We start from the raw sequence: 20,652 nt of genomic DNA on the forward strand, positions 1-20,652 counted from the left end.
ATGTGTTTGTTAACGATCCTTACGTTTTGCAAGAATTGTAGATAAGTAGTTGAGTTTAGTATCTTTTGGTATATTATCTAAACCTACGAATACTTGCTCATCAGGCAAACCTACACGGCTAATCATAACCGCATCATCTGCCATATTATGTTTAATCAAGGTTTCTTGTACTTCATCAAAGTTTTTATATACCTTCATGATAACTGCATCATCTGCAACAGCCAATACAGCATCGATTTTTTCTTTAGGCGCTGTAGCTGGAACGATGGCCAATACCTCTTCCTTCTCTACGATTGGGTATCCAAGGTGAGATCCGATTGCACAGAATGCAGTAACGCCAGGAATTGTTTCAATTTCATGACCTGTATTTTCAATCAAACGGTATACATACATATATGTGCTGTAGAACATAGGATCACCTAATGTTAAAAATACAACACTTTTACCTTCATCTAAGTAAGACAAGATAACGCGTTTAGCCTCTTGCCAGCCTTCCTCCTGTGTAGAATCATCCAATACCATTGGGAATACTACGGGAACGATTTCTGTATGTTCTTGGATATATGGGGATGCGATATCAAGGGCTACGGAACCATCTTTCTTTTCTGTTTTAGGTGTGATGATAATATCTGCTTCACCTACGATGCGAGCAGCTTTCACAGTCATTAATTCAGAATCGCCAGGGCCTACGCCAATACCATATAATTTACCTTTCATGGGTATCTCCTATTCTTATAGTCACACTCTATTTATAATTGCAATATCTTTTATTATAACCAATTTATACAATATATACAAAGATACTATTTAATATTTGGAATTGCAGGACGATGTGGGCTACGTTTGCCATACAAATCATCGATACAATCTTGCACATGTTGACGGAAAATATCATGAATCGCTTCATATTCACCTAGAGCACTATGAATTGGTTTAACCGCATATCCTGCTCCAGAAAGTTCATTAACAACACTATCCTCTTCGTCACCAAATAAATCATTTTGTGCATGATCCCCGAGTACCAATAATAAAGGATGTACATAAATTGTTTTTGGACGTTTACCATCAAGCCATTCCCAAGGCATTGCTACATCTGACACATATGGTGCATTTTCAAGTACAGCAATACGCACATTTGTAAGTCCATTACGGATTAGCTTAAACTGTAAATTACCATATGAAGAATTGCCAGAACCAAGACCTCCATGACCGACCAATAACAAACCATCATCCTTAGAAATATTAAGAGATTTAATGAAACGGTCAATCAAGATTTGGTAATCATCTGGGTGCTCTTCTTGTCCCATATAGTATACGAGAGGTCTACCTACACGCAATACTTCGAGTTGTCCTTCCCCTTCATGAGCAAGGATATTATTTTTCAATTTATCGAACTCTTCACCACCGGTGAAATGAAGTGGCTGCACATATACATGTGTATAACCTTCTCGAATCAGTTTTTCTAACGCCCCTTGTTCAGTAGGAATCTCAATACCACGCTCACGTAAGCGCTTAACGATGATACGAGAGGAAAAAGCTAATTCTACAGTATAATCCGGATACGATTTACGAATATGTTCTACTACGGAATCGATATTATGTTCACGAGCACTGTCCACAGTGGATCCAAAGGCAACAACTAAGATAGCTTGTTTCATGAATGTCTCCTTATATTAACTAATAATGTATCTTAATCATACCATAGACCATTCTATAGGGGCATACCGTGGTACGTATAAAATAGAAATTATTCTTATCTTTCATGGTAAAAGTAAAAATCCTCCTCATTGGATGTCCAACAAGGAGGATTTTTATTAATGTGAAAGAGTGGAGTGTTGTATGTCTAATTATGTAATAACAAATATCAAGAAATCAAACCTTGCGCTTCTAAGCGAGAATTTGTCATGACAGGTTTTACGGATTCTCTAGGCATGGGCCGTTTACGATCAGACATGCGGATAGCTTGACCTAAATGTTTCAAGAATAAATCTTGTACATGTGGATTTTCCCCAAGCCCTTCATTCCAGATATCAACATTGTAGCCTTCCTCAGCGAGTAAAGCATAAATGGAATCGGAGCGTTCACCGCCAAGGTAATCCATTAAATGTGTAGAACCTATGAGAGCCAATGGTACAACTAATAAATCTTTATGCCCCATACGATCCAAGAAAGTAAGAGCTTGTTTAAAAGTAGGGAAACCATTTGTAGTAAATACTACTACATTTGGTGCTGCACCATACATCGCCTTTAATTGCAATGTACTAAACTCTAATTGATTTTGACCATTCGCCATGAGCACAACAGATTTATTAAGTGCTTTTGTATTAACGTGACGAACTATGCTTTCTAATGTTGCTTCATAATCATCGGCATAATTTTTTACACCTAAAGAGGTAAGCAATGGTTTACCGATATTTACCTGGCTAAAACTATATTCATTGCTATGTAAAAACTTTAATGCTTGTTTGCGCATTTGTTGGTAGCACTGATCTGCCACCAATGTAATAGGTTGAATGTACACCTCATCAATTCCCATGCGAGCGAAATCTTGCATAGCCTCTGTGAAAGAAGAAATCTTATCTTCGTATTTCTCATTCCACTTCTCTACTAATGCATCAGATAAGAATACGCGGCGCACCTCCATATCGCTATACATGGAACGTACTTTTTTCTCTATACTGCCAATGGATTTCTCCACAGCATCTTGGTAAATTGATCCAAAGGATGCAATAATTATGCCTTTCATATGTGACCTCCATATTACTCATACATGAAACAACTTTCACAATTGAAAACTGTTATCAACTACTATGTAATAATAGTACAAGATTAATCTATAGAAGTCAATGAGAAAAAATATCAAAATTAACCAAAATAATGTATAACCGATGCAACACCACATAAAACAAGTAAAAACATAACAATGAACTTAATTCGACCTATAAAGGTATCATACATTCTCTTGTCGCCAGCTGTGATTTTGCCTGAACGATTATGACGCCATAGATCAAAGACACAAGCAACACAAAGAATAATAATTAAAATATACTTCAAATATGACGAGATAATTCACCATTAATAAGTCAAAGAGACCAATTACAATATTCTCAAACATACCAACCTATCAATTTTCTCTAAAAATAAATAAAAAATCAATTTCAGCATTTGATTGTCTCATCATTATAGGTTGGCTTAAAAAATAGCATATATAAAACATATACGTTTACAATAGGAACTACCATAAAGAAAAGCCAAAAACCACTATTTCCACTATCATGAAGACGACGAACAAGTAAACTTATATAAGGTACTAATATAATAATAGCGACTAAGACGTCAATTATAAAAATATTAACAACATAACTATTCAATATATCAGATATATTTATATAACTTAATAACATTGATAGCACAGAAAATAGCATAGTAAATATCATCAGTTCATCTCTAGAAGATCGGCCCTCAAAATTAAAAATATCTTTAATGAGAATTTTTTGGAGAACTTCCATAAACTCAAACTTTTGCTCTTTTACAGCATTACCAGACCTTAATGTATCATCATAGTCCTTTTTACCAATTAAATTATTCCATAATTTTCTAATCTTAATCTTTATAATTTTAATATTTAAAGGATCCATTACTAAATAAGAGCCATCCCAAAATCCAGATGCAGGTCTATCACCATACGAATTCTTTTGACTTCCAGGAATTAAAAGTAATAAAAAAATCATTCTATTCATTACTACGAAAAAAAAGGGTTTATTAAGAGAAATAGTTGTATCTGATACCGCTAAAATATAATTACTAGGGCTTACAAAAAAATCACCACCACAATATAACGTAATAATGGAACTAATTATAACAACACATAGAATACCTATATATCTATGAATCCCATAATCTTGACATCGATATCCCAATACAACTAAAAACAATATATTAGTTATCATATCAATCCCATAAAAAAAGACGCTATATAATCTAGGGTTAACATAAAAACCTAAAGCCATTGTCATTAAGAATATAAATACTATCGCAGCATAATATGTTATTGCTGTTATAATATTTAAACGTCTATTTCTAAAAATATTAGAATCTCCTAATGCTCGTATATTAGCTTTGAATAAATTACAGTCATTAGGGATATTTATTTTAAGATGCATAATCTACCCTTTATATTTAGTAAAATTATTTTGAAAATCTGATTTACTCAATGGTATCCATCCTCCATTTACAATATCCTCAAACATATCTACCAATGGTGTTAAACTCAAAGGAGTCCAACACCATGTTTTAATTAAGAATCATATTAAAATCTAAAAGAATACTATCCAAACTATCACTAATCCATATAAAAATATGATTGCATGAATTGTTAGAATTGAATTAATTATATTTTTCTTTTTTCTCTCGTCGTCAGTATTTATATATTTATACCTATGTAACCATAATATACAACAATATATAATAACCGCTAATACCATACCTAAATAAAAATATGTATCTGATACAAAATAGTTAGTTTCATACAGTTTATTTATTAAGTATCCAGCAATTAATACAGCAAGCAATATAAACTCTATTAGGACTTGTGATTTATTCTTTGCTTTATACATAAGAAAAATATCATATAATAACCATATACTAATGCCTAAAATTAATAAATCATATATCATAATCTATTTCCTATTTCATAGAATATGAACCTATAGGTCTTTTACAAATTGCCAAGATCTCTTACCAAACAATAAGTAAAAAAGCTTTTCTACCTATCCTAGTATTATGTAGTAGATCGTATACATTCTGTTTTAAAAGAATTTGTTCTCTCTCAAAAAAAACAAACATAGTCCTTCTCTCTTTTATATGATAATTTTATTTTACTAAAATTTTATATTTATATTTATTATATATCATATTTTGATGGGACGCCTACATAACTACAGTAATAAAAATGATGACCTGTACTTGTGTAGCGACATCAGGAACGAGGAGCAAACAAGTATAGGGCATCATTTTTAATATATTTGTAGTAATGTTATGGGGCCCCATCAAAATATGCCTAAATAAAGATCAAATAAAATCACTTATATATTCACATATTCATACCCTTATAACCAACAAGAATATAATTATAAAATGTACTATCATACTATATTCATCACATTAATTTATTAATACTTTCTTATTTCCTCTATACTTCTAGGGGTATAGGGTTTATTGACACTCCTTAGCCCCTTTGCTACGATTGAAATAAGGTTATATATATGCGATGAATCCATAGTTTTCATTATAATAGAGCTATGTAAATGATTGCATATTAGTGTAGTTATAGTTATAGATAGGAGTATAGAAATGAAAAAACAATTAGCTTTAGCATCCGCTATTCTAGGTCTTGCAGTATCCTTTGGTGCACCAGTTGTATCTAATGCTGCATATCAATTAAATGAAGAAGTAAAAGATCCTACACCAGCATTGAAAGAAGCCGCTGCAATTGGTGTTCGTACACATAATACAGAAGCTTTACAAAACTTGCCAAACAAAGATGCTATGGTTGTTATGAGCTTTGGTACAACTTATAAAGATACTCGTGTGAAAACAATCGATGCTACTGTAGATGCTATTAAGGCAGCACACCCAAATACTAAAGTGATAACTGCTTTCACAAGCCATATTATTCGTGATCGTATCCAACAAAAAGAAGGTATAACATACCCTACACCTGAAGAAGCTTTAGCTGAACTTAAAAAAGATGGTTACACTCGCGTTGCATTGGCATCTCTAGATGTAATTCCTGGTATGGAATATAACTACGATGCAGCAGTATATAATTTATACAAAAATGATTTCAAAAAAATGACACTCGGTACTTCTCTTATGTACTGGATGGGTCAAGAAAACCAAACTGACCAAGTTATTGAAACATTAAAAGCTGTTCAATCCCAATTCCCTAAATTAGGTAAAGAAGATGGTCTTCTTATCATGGCTCATGGTACTCCAGATCCTTCCAATGCATACTATTCTGTAATTCAAGACCGTATCCATACTCTTGGCATGAAAAATGTATTCATCTACACAGTAGAAGGTACACCAAATCTTGAACAAGTTATCCCTCAATTGAAATTACATGGTATTAAACATGTTACATTGATGCCTTTCATGATGGTTGCTGGTGACCATGCAAACAACGACATGGCTGGTAACGAACCAGATTCCCACAAATCCATTCTTGAAAAAGAAGGCTTCAAAGTTGACACTTACATCCATGGTTTAGGTGAAAACCAAAACATCCGTAACTTATTCGTTGAACGTGCTAACGAAGCTTGGGATGCATTAGAAAAATAATCAATATAACTAAGATCGTTATTGCATATATAACATTCATAGGAGTACATCATGAAAAAACTACTACTCGGTAGTATCGCTTTGGTTATGATTGTACTAGCACTAGCTGGGTGTGGTAAAACCACATCCAGCTCTTCTGCTACTACGAAGGAATTGACCTTTAATGGCCAAACCTATACTGTACCAAAGGATCCACAAAAAATTGCTGTATTATCTAATTCTGTTTTATCTATGCTTTATGCTGTCGATGGTAAGGCTATTAGCCGTGCCAATACAACGGATAAACTAGCACCAGAGTTAGAAGCTCTACCAGCTCTTGGTCAAACTGCAAATATCAACATGGAACAACTATTAGGCTTGAAGCCAGATGTGGTATTGGGTTTAGTAAATCAACATAAAAAATATGAATCCCAATTACAAGCTAATAATATTCCAACCGTACTTTTTGATTACGATGGTATTAAAGATAATGTACCAATGTTAACATTCCTTGGCGAGTTAACCAATCATCAAGATAAGGCTAAATCTGTTATTAATACCTATGAAAGCAATATTACCAAGGTAAAAGATGCTGTTAAGAATCAACAGCCTGCACGTGTTGCCGTATTACGTGCCACAGGAAAAGGTGTAACTGCCGAAACTGATGAAGCAGTTACTGCATCTATGGTAAAAGAACTAGGCATGACAAACGTTGTTGCCTCCCACTTAGAAGGCACAACTAAGGATAAAACTGTCCCTTACTCTCTTGAAACATTGACTGCAGATAACCCTGATATTATCTTTGTTGTTACAATGGGTAAAGAAGAAGAAATTACAAAAGCTATGAAACAAGCTATGACAGATAATCCTGCATGGGCTAATTTAAAAGCCGTACAAAATAACCGAGTAATATACTTACCATCTAAACTATTCCTATTAAACCCAGGACTACAAACACCTGAAGCTATGACACGTTTAGTTAAAGAAGCATACGGTATTAATGTTACATTCTAACATATTGTATCATGCGAAAGAGGGCATCCCCCAAATAGGGAATGCCCTCTTTTTCTATTAGTATCAAGCTACTCAACTAATCCTATTACGCGCACATATTTTTTATTATCAAATGTATCAAGTTGTACATCTACAGAGAATACATCTCTAAACAACTCATCCGATATAATTTTACTTGTCTCTCCTGATGCTACTAAATGGCCTTCTTTTATAACAGCCATATAATGTGAATATTGAACCGCCTGTGTTAGTTCGTGAAGTACCATGAGAACGGTTAAATCTTGTTCCTTATTTAATCGTTTCAATAACTCCATAATTTCTAATTGGTGATTAATATCTAAATATGTTGTTGGTTCGTCTAAGACTAATAATTTTGGTTGCTGTGCTAGCGCCATAGCAATCCAAACGCGTTGCCGTTCACCACCAGATAGGGATGGGATTAATTGTTCTCGCAAATGATTCGTTTTCGTGATATGTAACGCATAGTCAACAATCTCACGATCTTCTTTAGCCGTGTTTTTCCACCATGTTTGGTATGGATACCGTCCACAATATACCAATTCTTCTACAGTCATATCCTTTGGCATATTCGGTACTTGTGGCAAAAATGCCATTTGCCGTGCCAGATTGTTTTGAGAATATGATTGTAACGGTTTATCAAATATGGTAATACATTCATGAGGGCTATGAATATATCCGATCATAGATCGTAAAAGCGTACTTTTACCACAGCCATTAGGCCCTATTAATGTCGTAATTTTACCGATAGGAACCGATACATTAATGTCATGTAGAATATGACGATTGCCAAGAGTTACGGATAACTGTTTTACATCAATAGCGGTATTCATTAGTTATCCCTCCTCAATAGATACAAGAAGAACGGCGCTCCAAAGAATGCCATAATAATGCCCACTGGTACCTCTATAGGGCTCCACATAACACGTCCTATTGTATCACTAACAACAAGAACTAGAGCGCCTAATAATGCGGATCCAGGCAGTAAATATGCATAGTCATTACCGATTATAAGACGTAACATATGGGGAATAACCAAACCTACAAATCCAATAAGCCCAGCTATACTTACAGCACCAGCCGCTAAAAGAGCAGCCACTGCAGTCATAATAAACCGTGTTTGTTCTACCTTAAGGCCTAATCCCTTTGCAGTTTCATCACCTAAGCTTAAAATGGTAAGTCGTTTAGCTCCTAAACAGGCAAAAATAAGACCAATTATAGCATATGGAAACAGCACTTCTACCTGAGGCCAACTGCGTGCAGCGAGTCCCCCTACCATCCAAAGCAATGCCCCTTGTACACGATCACCGAAGAATACAAGTAGTGCTGAAATACCTGAGCCTAAAAAGGCTGCGACCGCAACACCAGCTAAGATAATACGACTAGGTCGCACTCCATTTTTCCATGCTAGTGCATACACCATGAGTGCTGCAGCCATAGCACCTAAAAAGGCCACTAAAGGAACTATATGATCATACCCAGGAAATAAAATAAATATGATAACACCAGCTAGTCCTGCACCAGAGGATACCCCTACAATCTGTGGATCTGCTAGAGGATTTTTCATAACTGCTTGCAAAATTGCACCAGATACAGCTAGACAAGCCCCCACTAACGCAGCTACAATATTGCGAGGCAATCGAATATTCCAAATAATTTGTGAAGATGTATCAGTTAGCTCACTAGACCATAATGTATGCCAAATCTCAGCTAATGATACGGGTGTTGATCCCCAAATAAGAGATATAATCATGCTCATAATAACGGCGATGATTAAGATACAAATCACTGATACACGAAATAATTTTCGTTCATTACTTGATGCCATATGAACCCCCTCTCAAAATTAACTACATTATAAGAAATCTAATACATTATATCTGACTATGTTTAGCAATTATTCTGAAAAATATATACAGTAAAACCCGAATCGCAAAACTACTAAAACACGATTCGGGTTTTATATTATTTAGATTCTTTACCTTCCACAAAGAGCATGTCATTACGTTTTACGTCTGTGTAAAGTAATGCATTACATACGGAGGCAGCGATTGGGCTACCGCCTTTGTTGCCTTTTACAGTGATGTAAGGAACTGGGGATACTTCCATCAAATAGTCTTTGGATTCTGCAGCACCTACAAAGCCTACAGGGATACCAATAATAAGAGCTGGTTTAATGCCTTCTTCAAGAGCAAGGCGCAACACTTCATACAATGCAGTTGGTGCATTACCGATAGCAACGATTTGTCCTTCTAGTTGTTTACCAAAGGTACGCATAGCCGCAATGGAACGAGTTACACCTAATTCTTTAGCCATTTTAGCTACATTTTCGTCTTTAATTAAGCAGTGCACTTCATTGCCGCGAATTTTAAGAGCTGGCTTAGAAATACCTGTGCGAACCATTTCTACATCTGTATAAATGTCTGCACCATTATCCAATGCTTCAATACCTTTTTGAACAGCATCAGGGCTCATTTTTACGAGTTGAGCATATTCGACATCACCAGACGCATGTACTGTACGAGATACAACGCGCACTTCATCATCTGTTAAGCCTAAATCCTTTACATAATCATAAATGATTTCCATGCTTTTATCTTCAATAGCTTTAGGATTTTTAACGTAATCCATTAGTGTCCTCCCATAATTTAAAGAATTCATCATTTGATGATACCACGTGACTTTCAAGTTTAACACGTGGACGATCGATAACAATAACATGGATACCAAGATCCATAGCAGCTTGTAATTTTGTATCAGCACCACCTACAAGGCCAGAGTTTTTCATAACTACAACGCTTGCCTGTGTATCGTGGAACATGATGCGGTTCATATCATAAGAAAATGGACCTTGAACAGCAACAATGCGCTTAGGACTCACGTTGAGGTCTTCCATCATTTGTAACACCTCTGCAGTCGGCAAAATACGTGTCCATACTTCACAATCTTGTAAAGCCTCAGATTTAGCAAAGATGTGCATTGTCTTACTACCTGTGGTCAAATACACATGTTTGTTATTCTCCTTTGCCAATTTGCCAGCTAAATTTGCGGCCTCTACCTCATCCACTACGATATGTAATTTATCATAATCTGGTAATGGTACCTCTTTACGTTCAAAGCGAACAAAAGGAATACCTTTAGCTTTTGCTGCATCTTGAGCCGTAGCTGTAACAATAGCAGCATACGGATGGCTCGCATCGATTAATAAGCGTATGTTGTGTTCCTTAATCAAATTTTGCATAGCCTCTTGGTCAAGGCGGCCCGTATGAACGGTAATTCCCTTATGGGCAGCAAGTTCTGCCCCATACTGACTCACAACAGTAACGAGAACCTCTTCACCTGTCCGTTCTTGAATATCTACCGCTAAGGTACGACCATCTAAGGTACCAGCGATGACCCAAATCATAATTTGTAGCCTCGAGGTGTAATCATGCGGCCATTTTCAACATAGGTTTGGCTATTACCGATAATAACAAGTGTTTGCATATCCACTTCTTCTTTTGTAAAGTTTTCAAGGTCAGAAATTACCATATGTTGACCTGGGCGTCCTGCTTTTTGCACGATGCCAACAGGTGTTTTTGGGTCGCGGTATTTAAGAACGATTTCACGAACTTCATCTAAGTGAGTAACACGTTTTTTACTGCGCGGATTGTACAAGGAGATAACCATGTCACCTTGTGCACAAAGATCAGCACGTTTTTTAATTAGATCCCATGGAGTCATCAAGTCACTGAGAGAAATAACCGCAAAGTCATGCATCAAAGGTGCGCCCAATACAGATGCTGCTACATTTACAGCACTAAGGCCAGGTACGATATCTACGGAAGGGCGTTTTTCTGCTGGTACCTTATTAGCAAGTTCCAACACAAGACCTGCCATGCCGTATACGCCAGAGTCACCAGAGGATACTACAACTACTTGATGACCTTCTACCGCTAAATCAACGGCTTGTTGGCAACGATCTACTTCTTGCATCATGGCAGTGCCTACAGTTTCTTTACCTTCAATAAGGTCTTTAATCAAGTCAAGATAAGTCAAATAACCTACAACACGATCAGCCGCTAAGATGGCTTCGCGTGCTTGCGGTGTCATAAACTCTTCATCGCCAGGGCCTATGCCGATTACTTTGATGTTACCTGTGCAATGGCTACCGTTGTTTTGGGATAAATTGTTTTGTGCTGTATTAATGTTCGGCTCTTGGCCGCTAGTAATGCTGTTGTCTCGCATACGTTTCCTACTCCTATAGTTCCTTTTACAAAATTAGATTCTTTTAATTTTTCTTCTTCAATAAGTGGTGCCATCTCGTCCTGTGTATAGAACACGATAGGCCACCCCATAATTTCCATAGCCTCCAAGAGGCCTACTTCATCTTGTTTAACAATTACCGATGCTGCCGTTACAAGGCTTTTAGGTGAAAGTTTATGCGCTGCTAGTGATTGTTGTATGGCGTCAAGAATCAATTCCTTTGGCGTATCTCGGCGACAGCCAATGCCCATCGTATACGTACGAGGACGCAAAATCAATTGATGACCATATTCGGTAATTACTTTGTCCGTAATGACTACGCGAGAAGAATCCTCTTCAGCGCTTTCATTTTTACATGGAATAGACTCTAGTTGATCCAAAGAAACAACGTGAACCAATCCATGTTCGCCAATATGAGCTTTCGCAGCTTGCTCTAGTTCCTCTGCATTCGACAAGCTTTCATCGATATAATAATCAACCCGCTCTCCCCCGACGATGGCAGAGTTCACATTGATTAAAGTTTGAAAATCATCTACCAACAGATGCTCATGGCGCGCCAACACGTCAGGCGCTGGCAATCCGTTTACATCCGTTGCGGTTGTAATAACAGGGTCCGCATCGATGGCCAGCGAAATGGACTGCGTCCATTCGTTGGCGCCCCCAAGGTGACCAGATAATAAACTGATTACATGGTGCCCTACTTCATCCATTACGACTATCGCAGGATCCTTAGATTTATGCTCAATATACGGTGCAATCATGCGCACTACAATACCGAGTGCCATAATGCATAATACTTGATCGTAATCCTTAAAAATCTGTCCGATATGGCTTTTGAGGGAATCAAAATAAATAGCCTCACCACCAGAGGGACGGGTTTCCTTTTCAAAGCAATCTGCATGAAGTGCCACCAAAGACTTGATGCGTTGACCTAGCTTTGCACCTCGTTCAGATACAGAAAGAATAGCCGTTCTATTCTTCTTAGCTCCCGTCATAGGCACAACAGTTTCTAGTTCTTTCATCATATTAGTCCTTAGCACTGCGGTACATGTGAGCGAAGCCTTTGTCATAAAGTTTAGATAATTCATATTCACTATCTAACACATGGCTTACTACGATCATAGCTTGGCGCAATACACCTTCTTTAGCTACGATGTCCGCAATGGTCTCCAATGTGCCACGAATAATGCGTTGGTCTGGCCAAGAAGCTTTTACCACGATAGCCACTGGAGTCGTTTTGTCATAACCGCCCTCGATGAGTTCGGCTACAACCTTATCTAACATTTGAACGCTAAGGAAAATACACATTGTCGCTTCATGAGATGCTAACATGCGCAATTTTTCCTTTGGAGGCATCGGTGTACGACCTTCCATACGCGTAATAATGACTGTTTGAGATACATTTGGCAATGTATATTCTTGTTTCAATGCCGCAGCTGTAGCAAGGAAAGAGCTTACACCTGGTACGACTTCATAAGAAATTCCCATGCTAGCAAGTGCATCCATTTGCTCTTGAATAGCACCGTAAATAGCAGGGTCACCTGTGTGAAGGCGAACTACGCTTTTACCAGCCTCAACAGAAGCTTTCATAACAGCCAATACCTCATCAAGGTTCATAGTAGCACTGTTATGGATTTCACAGCCTGGTTTACAAGCCTCTAAAATGGCAGGGTTTACCAAGGAACCCGCATAAATTACAACATCTGCCTCTTGCACTAAACGATACCCTTTGCGAGTAATTAACTCAGGATCCCCAGGGCCTGCGCCTACAATATATACGTCAACCATATTACTCTCCTTCTGCGATACGCGTTGCAGATACAATGAAAATTGGACTCAATGGGTCTAACAAATGATAAGGCCCAGCCTTGCGGTAACGACTGATGGACATTTGGTAACCTTCATACGTGAAAGGACGACCTTTCAACTCTTTAAGGATTGTATAGCCAGTTTCCATCGTTACAGCAGTTACAACTAGACGGCCACCTACTTTTAACAGACGTTGCGCCTCGTCCATGATGCCTGTCATGCCACCAGCGCTACCACCGATGATAACCGCATCAAGCTCAGGCAATTCTTCCATGCCTTCAGGAGCTTTAGACTTGATGACAGTCATATTATTAACATTGAATTTCTTCATATTCTCATTGATAAGATCGATGCCTTTATCAAATCGCTCAATCGCATATACATGCCCTTTAGGAGCCGCCAAGGCTGCTTCAATAGAAATAGAGCCCGTACCAGCGCCTACATCAAGGACAATGCTATCCTCCTCGATGCGTGCCTCGTTCATAACGGCTTTGCGAATCTCGCATTTTGTCATCGGCACGTCGCCGCGGATAAATTCCTCATCGGGAATTCCGAAAAAATGTCTCATCCTAGTACCACCATTACAGAATGACCAAAGCCTTCAAGCTCAGTTAACACCTCTAGCGTGGAGTCTACAATTTTTTCATCATCATAACTCAAACGCTCTAAGGCTGCTGCTCTCGTTTCTTTTGGCCAACCTGCATCTATTAAAATACGCGCAATATGCGCTGGATTATATTCAGGATCCGTTAAGAAACCCATCTTTTTACCTGCTTCATACACGAGTTTTTCGGGCGCCGGTTGGCGACCGTGAAAGCTCATTAAATCAGCATCATGCCATACCTCATTAAGACGGGCAAAGGCAAAGGTCATAGAACTAATGCCAGGCACCACCTCAATAGGGTTAGCAGTAAATTTTTTCTTTAAATATGGCAATAAGCTATAATAGCCTGTATCACCACTAACCATAACTACAACGTCATGGTTGTTGAGCTCACGCTCAATTTGCTCCGCTAATACGCTGAGCTTACCCGTTACAGGATATGTAATTTGGCCAGGCTCTTGAAAGTCCTCTAAGGACCGTTCACTGCCTACCAATACTGTAGCATGTTTAATTAAATTAAGGCCTCTAGGCACCACATAATCAGGATTACCCGGACCAATGCCTACGATATACAAGGTATGTGCCAATGTTCAAGTTCTCCTATCTCTTTTGCATGCTTATCCATTGCTAAAATCTCGCCTTTTAAGGTCGTTATAATGATGCCTACCTCTGCTTCGTTAGCAATATAGCGCTCACTACGTAGAGATGCACGATCTACAACACGTTGGTACACACCAGTCAATCCTTCTCGCTCCAAGATAGGGAATGTAGACTCTGTGGTTTGGCAATTAAATAACTCTTCACACACCGCTTGGGATGCCCCTTCTAGAGCGGCATAGGCCACGATACTTTCCATACGGCCATCACTCATGCGATTATGAGTATGGAAGCTACCACTAGCTAGTTTGATTAATTTACCGATATGACCGATGATTAATATTCGTTTGAATCCAATCTGTACAGCCTTTTCAAGCATAAATCCAATAAAATTACTCGTTTCTGCCATTTGGTTCTTATGGATACCCAATACTTGCTCTGCCAGATCTTGACCGATACGCCCCGGTACGAGAACAGCTGTTTCACATCCGTTAGCCTTCATAACTTTCAACTGTGGCACCAACGAGTTCTTAAACCCTTCTTCACTCATAGGCTTAACAATACCGGTAGTACCAATAATGGAAATGCCACCTTCGATACCAAGTGTATGATTTAATGTTTTCTTGGCTAATACCTTACCATTAGGAACACTAACGGTTACCGTCACACCTTGACCATGGACACAATGTTCTTCAAAAACTATTTTCATCATTGCCCGGGGCCCTGGATTGATAGCCGGTTCTCCTGGTGGCATAGCAAGGCCTGGTTTCGTTACAGTACCTACACCAAAGCCGGCTCGGAATCGCAGTTCACCAGTATTATCAATGGTCACTGTCGTTTCCACATCATTGCCATGGGTTACATCAGGATCATCGCCGCCGTCTTTCATAACGGTCACCTTCGCCTCTGTATCGGATATAACCTCTACCGCTTTAATAGGAACCTCAATGTACTGACCTTGAGGGTTCTCAATAACCACTTGGTCCACAATATTCTTATCTAAGAGGGCCAATAAACCAGCTTTCATACCTGCCGTAGCACATGAACCTGTGGTATAGCCACCCTTCATGTCCTCCACTTTCATAAGGCCTCCTACACTGATAGTATTAGCGACTCAAACGAGTCTAACTAACCCTATCCTATGAACATATGTTATTAGGAACGGAAGTTAACGAATTGCAATTCTACAGGGATATCCAATTGTTTTAACATTTGGATTACTGCTTGCAAATCATCTTTATCCTTACCAGATACGCGCACTTGATCCTCTTGAATAGATGCTTGTACCTTAATTTTCATGTTTTTAATTGCTTTTACTACTTCTTTAGCATTTTCTTTAGTAATGCCTTTTTTAATAGTAATGATTTGGCGAACTGTTGCACCTGCTGCTGATTCAACTTTGCCGTAATCAAGATTTTTAATCGCTACATTACGTTTAACCATCTTGCCTTTTAAAACATCGATAATGGCATTCAATTTGTATTCATCATCACCGATGATTTTGATAGTGTCGCCTTCAAGACTAATTTCTGCTTTAGAGCCACGGAAATCATAGCGCGTACCAATTTCTTTTTTTGCTTGGTTTACAGCATTATCTACTTCCTGCATATCCACTTCAGACACAACGTCAAAGGAACAATCTTTAGCCATTTTATACCTCCTACACCTGAACCTGTTGGGCATAAGGTTCATAGCATTACTTTCATCATCCTCATATTCCAAGTGAAAGTGTAAAACTACACCAAATCGGAATACATCTCTATAATTATACCTTAAAATAGGCTTATTTTCTAGGTAAATCGATTTTCTTAATTATAATTGTTAGCTATGTATTAATGAAGCTTTTATAAGTATAGTGAAAGTTCTCTAATAAGGTTATGCAACGCAATACATAAGACAAATAATATAAAAAACTAGCAACATACATAATATATGTACATTGCTAGTTCTATAAAACGCTATTCTGTTGTATTTAGTCTATAGCTAAGAACTATAACTAAAAAAAACTAATTAAGCCAGAACTAAAGGCAATACAAATTCAAAAGAATTCTACAACCAATTATATTATAAAACGTTTACCGCATCATATGTAGGTTGTACAAGCCATTCGCCTTTGGAGTTCATGATTCCCCATTTGCCTTTAGACTTAACAGAGCTGAAACCATGGTTAAAGGACTTAGCGTCTTCAATAAGTTTGTTGGTATCTCTAAATAAAATATGACCATTATTATCTATGATTGTATAGCCCTCTTTACCAGTATGAACCCATGTTACAGTATCGTTGTTGAATGGTTCAATAGTTGCTTCTGTTTGAGCAGAATACAAGGATTTACCACTATTCATATCGATAAGGTTTTTAACATGATCTTTCACAACTACTAAACGATCAGTCCCTGCAAAGGAAATAGAATCATATTTGAAGGATACCACTTGCTTACCTGTTGATACATCGAAAATGCCCCATTTCTCAGTCTTATTGTCTCTTAACGCTAATAGACCATTTAATTTATCCATTTCACCTGCATCGTAATCGTCTGGTTGAATAACAACTTCACCTTTACGGTTCACAAAGTATAAGTTACCAGCATCTTTAATTACTGTGCCATAGGCTGTGATAGGCCATACTTTATCTTTTTTGCTGTCGATTACAATATTACCAGAGCGATCGATATAGCCACGTTTTGCACCATCATAAGCAAAACCACCTACGTGATAATGTTGACCACCTAAAAGCGCACCTCCAAGGATACCGCCCACGATGAAGCCACCTACAAGGCCACCTAAATTAAAGCCACTCACGGAGCGGCGGTATTCAGCCAGACCATTACGGTATCTATATACCTCTTTAGATGGAGCATTAAATAATTCTTTACCAGTACCATCAATCGCTACGATTTTACCTTTAGCATTTTTAACAAAAGCACGGTCTTCACTAAATCCAGTCACAATTTGACGGAATTGTGGAGCAATCACTACTTTATCATCAGTAGTTTTAAAGCCATATTTACCTTTTTCTTTAAACTCTACATAAGAATCACTTGCATACTCTTGAGTTGCTTCTTGTTTTACACGTTCTTTTAAAGCTTCCTCTTCAGAGATTTCTACACCCTTAGGGGTAACCCAAGTGTCTGTTTTCTTATCTACTTGAGCTAACACATTGCCCGTTTTATAATCAACATCTTTAATTTCTTTATATTTAGGCTCAATAGCAACGGTACCATCTGGACGGATAACACCCCATTTACCACCTTGTTTCATAGCTGCCAATACACCATGTTCAAGCACTTCGTCATTTTTGAAAGTAGTGCCTTTACCAGATTTTAAAGATTTAGGAGCATTACGATAAGGGTTTAATGCGCTTGCCACATCAGCTGCGATATAGCCAGAAAGTGCACTACGCTCTTCAATTTTTTGAGGAGTCATAACGCCTACACTAGCTTTTGTGCTTTTAGAAGAGCTAGAGCTCTCTGTACGAACAGTAGAAGTTGATGTAGTCGTTGTATGTTGCTCACGAGTAACACGTGTACTAGTAGATGTTGGTGTGTCTTGGTTTGTTACCGTTGTACTACTAGTAGATGTTGTAGTAGATGCCGCAAAAGTTGTTGTAGACATAGCCGCTAACACACATGCGACTAATACAGATTTCTTGTTAATATTCATAAACCTCTCCTTTTATAGAATAAGCTATAACCATACAGTCGTTAACATACATATATAGTTCATAAAATATACTGTTATAACTAAACACACAGTTTTACAGTAAAAAAAGTTCACACATAAATAATGTATAAAATTAATAATTCAAATTATACTATATGGACCTTCATAAATACAACGAATTATGAAAAATTCTTCATTTATATTTTATTTGTTATAATAATACGTATGAAAGCAGCAACGATAATCGATTTGATTGTAAACTCTAATGTACACACACAATCTATAAATCATATTATAAAACAACAGCATATCTCCCAGCGCATGAGACGACGTTTACGAAGTGATGGTATCATAACAGTTGATGGTAAACCTGCTACCTGGAATACGCTCGTTCATGGTGGTGATCATCTCATTATGAAGTTAACACCAGCGCAAGAGTTTAGTATAAGCCCTATGGAACTAGATATCATATATGAGGACGAATATATTTTAGTCATTAATAAAGCGGCTGGTGTTCTTATGCACCCTACTTCTACCATACGAGATCATACACTGGCAAATGGTGTACTTCATTACTACCAAGAAACAAATCAGCATTATGATTTCCATCCCGTACACCGATTAGATAAGGATACCTCAGGTATTGTCATCATTGCTAAAACATCAGTGGTTCAACATGCATTTGATAAAAAACACACCCATTTTTACAAAAACTACGACGCCATTGTAGAAGGACATCTCCCTTCTGTGCCTATAAGAATTAACTGGCCTATAGGTCGTAAACCAGGCAGTATCATTGAGCGTTGTTGTACAGGCCAAGGAAAGCCGGCTCGCACAGATATAACTATTATTAGTAAAAATACAAGCAAAATCAGTAGTGGTAAGATTAATTCTGATGATGTAATTACGATGAATAATAATAGTAATGTATGTTCAACTGACAGCTCGCTTACATATTATAATCAGTTTACCCATGTACGGTGCTTATTGCACACAGGACGCACCCATCAGATTCGAGTTCATTTATCTCAACTAGGGTATCCACTAGCTGGTGATGACTTATACGGTGGTCATCTAGAATCTATCCAACGCCAAGCACTGCATGCAGCGCGCGTAAGCTTTTACCATCCCGTAACAAATGAATGGCTCGAACTGCATGCAGAAATACCGGAGGATATGAAAGTATTGCTAAACGATTGAGCTGATATAATACCCTAAATAAATGCTCCTACACAGAAATAACCCACATGGGTCACATAACAAGACGAATTTTATGCATAAGTTATACAAAAAATATTGGCCCTTTATAGTGTTTCTTGATATACTTAACTTGAATTGATATATGATTGCAATAACACTAGTTTTTTTATCTAGCTCATATGCGCTAGAAATACTAGCAGTCACAGTATTAATAACATGATATGACAGGCTCTAGAGCCAAGGAGGACAACATGCCATTAGTTACTACTACAGAAATGTTCAAAAAAGCCTATGAAGGCGGCTATGCTGTTGGCGCTTTCAATGTAAACAACATGGAAATCGTACAAGGTATCGTAGATGCAGCGAAAGAGGAACAATCCCCTCTTATCTTGCAAGTATCTGCAGGTGCTCGTAAATATGCTAAACATATTTACCTTGTTAAACTCGTAGAAGCAGCTCTTGAAGACAGCAACTTACCGATCGCTCTTCACCTTGATCACGGCGATTCCTTTGAAATCTGTAAAGACTGTGTAGATGGTGGTTTCACATCCGTTATGATCGACGCATCTCACTATGATTTCGATGAAAACGTAAAAATCACTAAACAAGTTGTTGAATATGCTCACGCTCATGGCGTTGTAGTAGAAGCAGAATTAGGCCGTTTGGCTGGTGTTGAAGATGATGTAAACGTATCCGATGCAGATGCTCGCTTTACAGACCCAGAACAAGCTGCTGAATTCGTACACCTAACTGGCGTAGACTCCTTAGCAATCGCTATTGGTACTAGCCATGGTGCTTACAAATTCAAAGGCGACCCTTACCTCGACTTCAATCGTTTGAAAAAAGTTGGCGAATTATTGCCTAACTTCCCTATCGTATTGCATGGGGCATCCTCCGTGTTGCCTGAATTCGTAGCAAAATGTAATGAATTCGGTGGCAACATTCCTGGTGCTCAAGGCGTTCCTGAAGAAATGCTTCGCAAAGCAGCTCAAATGGCGGTTTGCAAAATCAACATCGATACAGACCTTCGTCTTGCTATGACCGCATCTGTACGTGAATACTTGGCTCAAAACCCATCCGAATTTGACCCTCGTAAATACTTAGGACCTGCTCGTGATGCTATTAAAGGCATGGTAGCTCACAAAATTAAAAATGTATTGGGTTCTTCCAACAAACTATAATCA

General features: G+C 37.8%; 20 protein-coding genes. 4 read left to right on the plus strand and 16 right to left on the minus strand.

Going from position 1 to position 20,652, the window contains the following annotated elements; all coding sequences use genetic code 11:
- Nucleotides 1-9: 9 nt before the first annotated feature.
- The 4 genes from cobI to KHY58_RS02045 all read right to left on the minus strand — a co-directional run bounded on the left by cobI (nt 10) and on the right by KHY58_RS02045 (nt 4,163).
- A complete protein-coding gene (gene cobI / locus KHY58_RS02030; RefSeq protein WP_004696248.1) occupies nt 10-717 on the minus strand; it encodes a precorrin-2 C(20)-methyltransferase in 708 nt (235 codons plus the stop codon).
- A gap of 86 nt (nt 718-803) precedes the next feature.
- On the minus strand, nt 804-1,658 hold the full coding sequence (locus KHY58_RS02035; RefSeq protein WP_024061918.1) for a sirohydrochlorin cobaltochelatase: 855 nt from the start codon (nt 1,656-1,658) through the stop codon (nt 804-806).
- 206 nt (nt 1,659-1,864) lie between these two features.
- On the minus strand, nt 1,865-2,746 hold the full coding sequence (locus KHY58_RS02040; RefSeq protein WP_278471721.1) for a sirohydrochlorin cobaltochelatase: 882 nt from the start codon (nt 2,744-2,746) through the stop codon (nt 1,865-1,867).
- Nucleotides 2,747-3,158: 412 nt separating this feature from the next.
- Nucleotides 3,159-4,163: a DUF805 domain-containing protein gene (locus KHY58_RS02045; protein WP_278457142.1), complete on the minus strand. Its 1,005-nt coding sequence runs from the start codon at nt 4,161-4,163 to the stop codon at nt 3,159-3,161.
- A 1,189-nt stretch (nt 4,164-5,352) separates the two neighbouring features.
- Here KHY58_RS02045 and KHY58_RS02050 point away from each other — a divergent pair.
- On the plus strand, nt 5,353-6,342 hold the full coding sequence (locus KHY58_RS02050) for a sirohydrochlorin cobaltochelatase (protein WP_004696254.1): 990 nt from the start codon (nt 5,353-5,355) through the stop codon (nt 6,340-6,342).
- 51 nt (nt 6,343-6,393) lie between these two features.
- Complete coding sequence (locus KHY58_RS02055; protein WP_278471722.1) at nt 6,394-7,335, plus strand: ABC transporter substrate-binding protein; 942 nt, start codon at nt 6,394-6,396, stop codon at nt 7,333-7,335.
- Between the two features lie 68 nt (nt 7,336-7,403).
- On the opposite strand, the gene KHY58_RS02060 is transcribed toward KHY58_RS02055, so the two are convergent.
- From KHY58_RS02060 to KHY58_RS02115, 12 genes are all read right to left on the minus strand, one after another.
- A complete protein-coding gene (locus KHY58_RS02060; RefSeq protein ID WP_278457145.1) occupies nt 7,404-8,186 on the minus strand; it encodes an ABC transporter ATP-binding protein in 783 nt (260 codons plus the stop codon).
- Complete coding sequence (locus tag KHY58_RS02065) at nt 8,186-9,181, minus strand: FecCD family ABC transporter permease (RefSeq protein WP_008601262.1); 996 nt, start codon at nt 9,179-9,181, stop codon at nt 8,186-8,188. Before KHY58_RS02065 ends, KHY58_RS02060 begins: the two co-directional genes overlap by 1 nt.
- A gap of 137 nt (nt 9,182-9,318) precedes the next feature.
- Nucleotides 9,319-9,984 carry a precorrin-8X methylmutase gene (locus tag KHY58_RS02070; protein WP_004696261.1) on the minus strand — a complete coding sequence of 222 codons (666 nt, stop codon included), beginning with the start codon at nt 9,982-9,984 and terminating at the stop codon, nt 9,319-9,321.
- Nucleotides 9,971-10,759 carry a precorrin-6A reductase gene (cobK, locus tag KHY58_RS02075; protein ID WP_004697081.1) on the minus strand — a complete coding sequence of 263 codons (789 nt, stop codon included), beginning with the start codon at nt 10,757-10,759 and terminating at the stop codon, nt 9,971-9,973. The genes KHY58_RS02070 and cobK overlap by 14 nt, the downstream gene beginning before the upstream one ends.
- The gene (gene cobJ / locus KHY58_RS02080; protein WP_004697003.1) at nt 10,756-11,445 is read right to left on the minus strand and encodes a precorrin-3B C(17)-methyltransferase; all 690 of its coding nucleotides are present in this window, start codon (nt 11,443-11,445) and stop codon (nt 10,756-10,758) included. The genes cobK and cobJ overlap by 4 nt, the downstream gene beginning before the upstream one ends.
- Nucleotides 11,446-11,474: 29 nt before the next feature.
- Nucleotides 11,475-12,620, minus strand: coding sequence for a cobalt-precorrin 5A hydrolase (locus KHY58_RS02085; protein ID WP_278471725.1), 1,146 nt, complete (start codon nt 12,618-12,620; stop codon nt 11,475-11,477).
- Nucleotides 12,621-12,624: 4 nt separating this feature from the next.
- Nucleotides 12,625-13,386, minus strand: coding sequence for a precorrin-4 C(11)-methyltransferase (gene cobM / locus KHY58_RS02090; protein WP_012864529.1), 762 nt, complete (start codon nt 13,384-13,386; stop codon nt 12,625-12,627).
- 1 nt (nt 13,387) lies between these two features.
- A complete protein-coding gene (gene cbiT, locus KHY58_RS02095; protein ID WP_009351736.1) occupies nt 13,388-13,975 on the minus strand; it encodes a precorrin-6Y C5,15-methyltransferase (decarboxylating) subunit CbiT in 588 nt (195 codons plus the stop codon).
- Nucleotides 13,972-14,598: a precorrin-6y C5,15-methyltransferase (decarboxylating) subunit CbiE gene (gene cbiE / locus KHY58_RS02100; protein ID WP_278471726.1), complete on the minus strand. Its 627-nt coding sequence runs from the start codon at nt 14,596-14,598 to the stop codon at nt 13,972-13,974. Before cbiE ends, cbiT begins: the two co-directional genes overlap by 4 nt.
- Nucleotides 14,574-15,692: a cobalt-precorrin-5B (C(1))-methyltransferase CbiD gene (cbiD, locus tag KHY58_RS02105; RefSeq protein ID WP_278471728.1), complete on the minus strand. Its 1,119-nt coding sequence runs from the start codon at nt 15,690-15,692 to the stop codon at nt 14,574-14,576. The genes cbiE and cbiD overlap by 25 nt, the downstream gene beginning before the upstream one ends.
- A 71-nt stretch (nt 15,693-15,763) precedes the next feature.
- Nucleotides 15,764-16,258, minus strand: a complete 495-nt coding sequence (locus KHY58_RS02110; protein ID WP_278471729.1) for a YajQ family cyclic di-GMP-binding protein — start codon at nt 16,256-16,258, stop codon at nt 15,764-15,766.
- Nucleotides 16,259-16,672: 414 nt separating this feature from the next.
- The gene (locus tag KHY58_RS02115) at nt 16,673-18,268 is read right to left on the minus strand and encodes a WG repeat-containing protein (protein ID WP_278471731.1); all 1,596 of its coding nucleotides are present in this window, start codon (nt 18,266-18,268) and stop codon (nt 16,673-16,675) included.
- Nucleotides 18,269-18,493: 225 nt separating this feature from the next.
- Here KHY58_RS02115 and KHY58_RS02120 point away from each other — a divergent pair, with 225 nt between their 5' ends.
- Entirely contained in the window at nt 18,494-19,468 is a 975-nt protein-coding gene (locus tag KHY58_RS02120) for an RluA family pseudouridine synthase (RefSeq protein ID WP_278471734.1), read from the plus strand.
- A 251-nt stretch (nt 19,469-19,719) separates the two neighbouring features.
- Nucleotides 19,720-20,649, plus strand: coding sequence for a class II fructose-1,6-bisphosphate aldolase (gene fba, locus KHY58_RS02125; RefSeq protein WP_195394676.1), 930 nt, complete (start codon nt 19,720-19,722; stop codon nt 20,647-20,649).
- The last annotated feature ends 3 nt before the right edge of the window (nt 20,650-20,652 follow it).

It is taken from the genome of Veillonella parvula (assembly GCF_018366295.1).
GTDB classification, from domain to species: domain Bacteria; phylum Bacillota; class Negativicutes; order Veillonellales; family Veillonellaceae; genus Veillonella; species Veillonella parvula_P.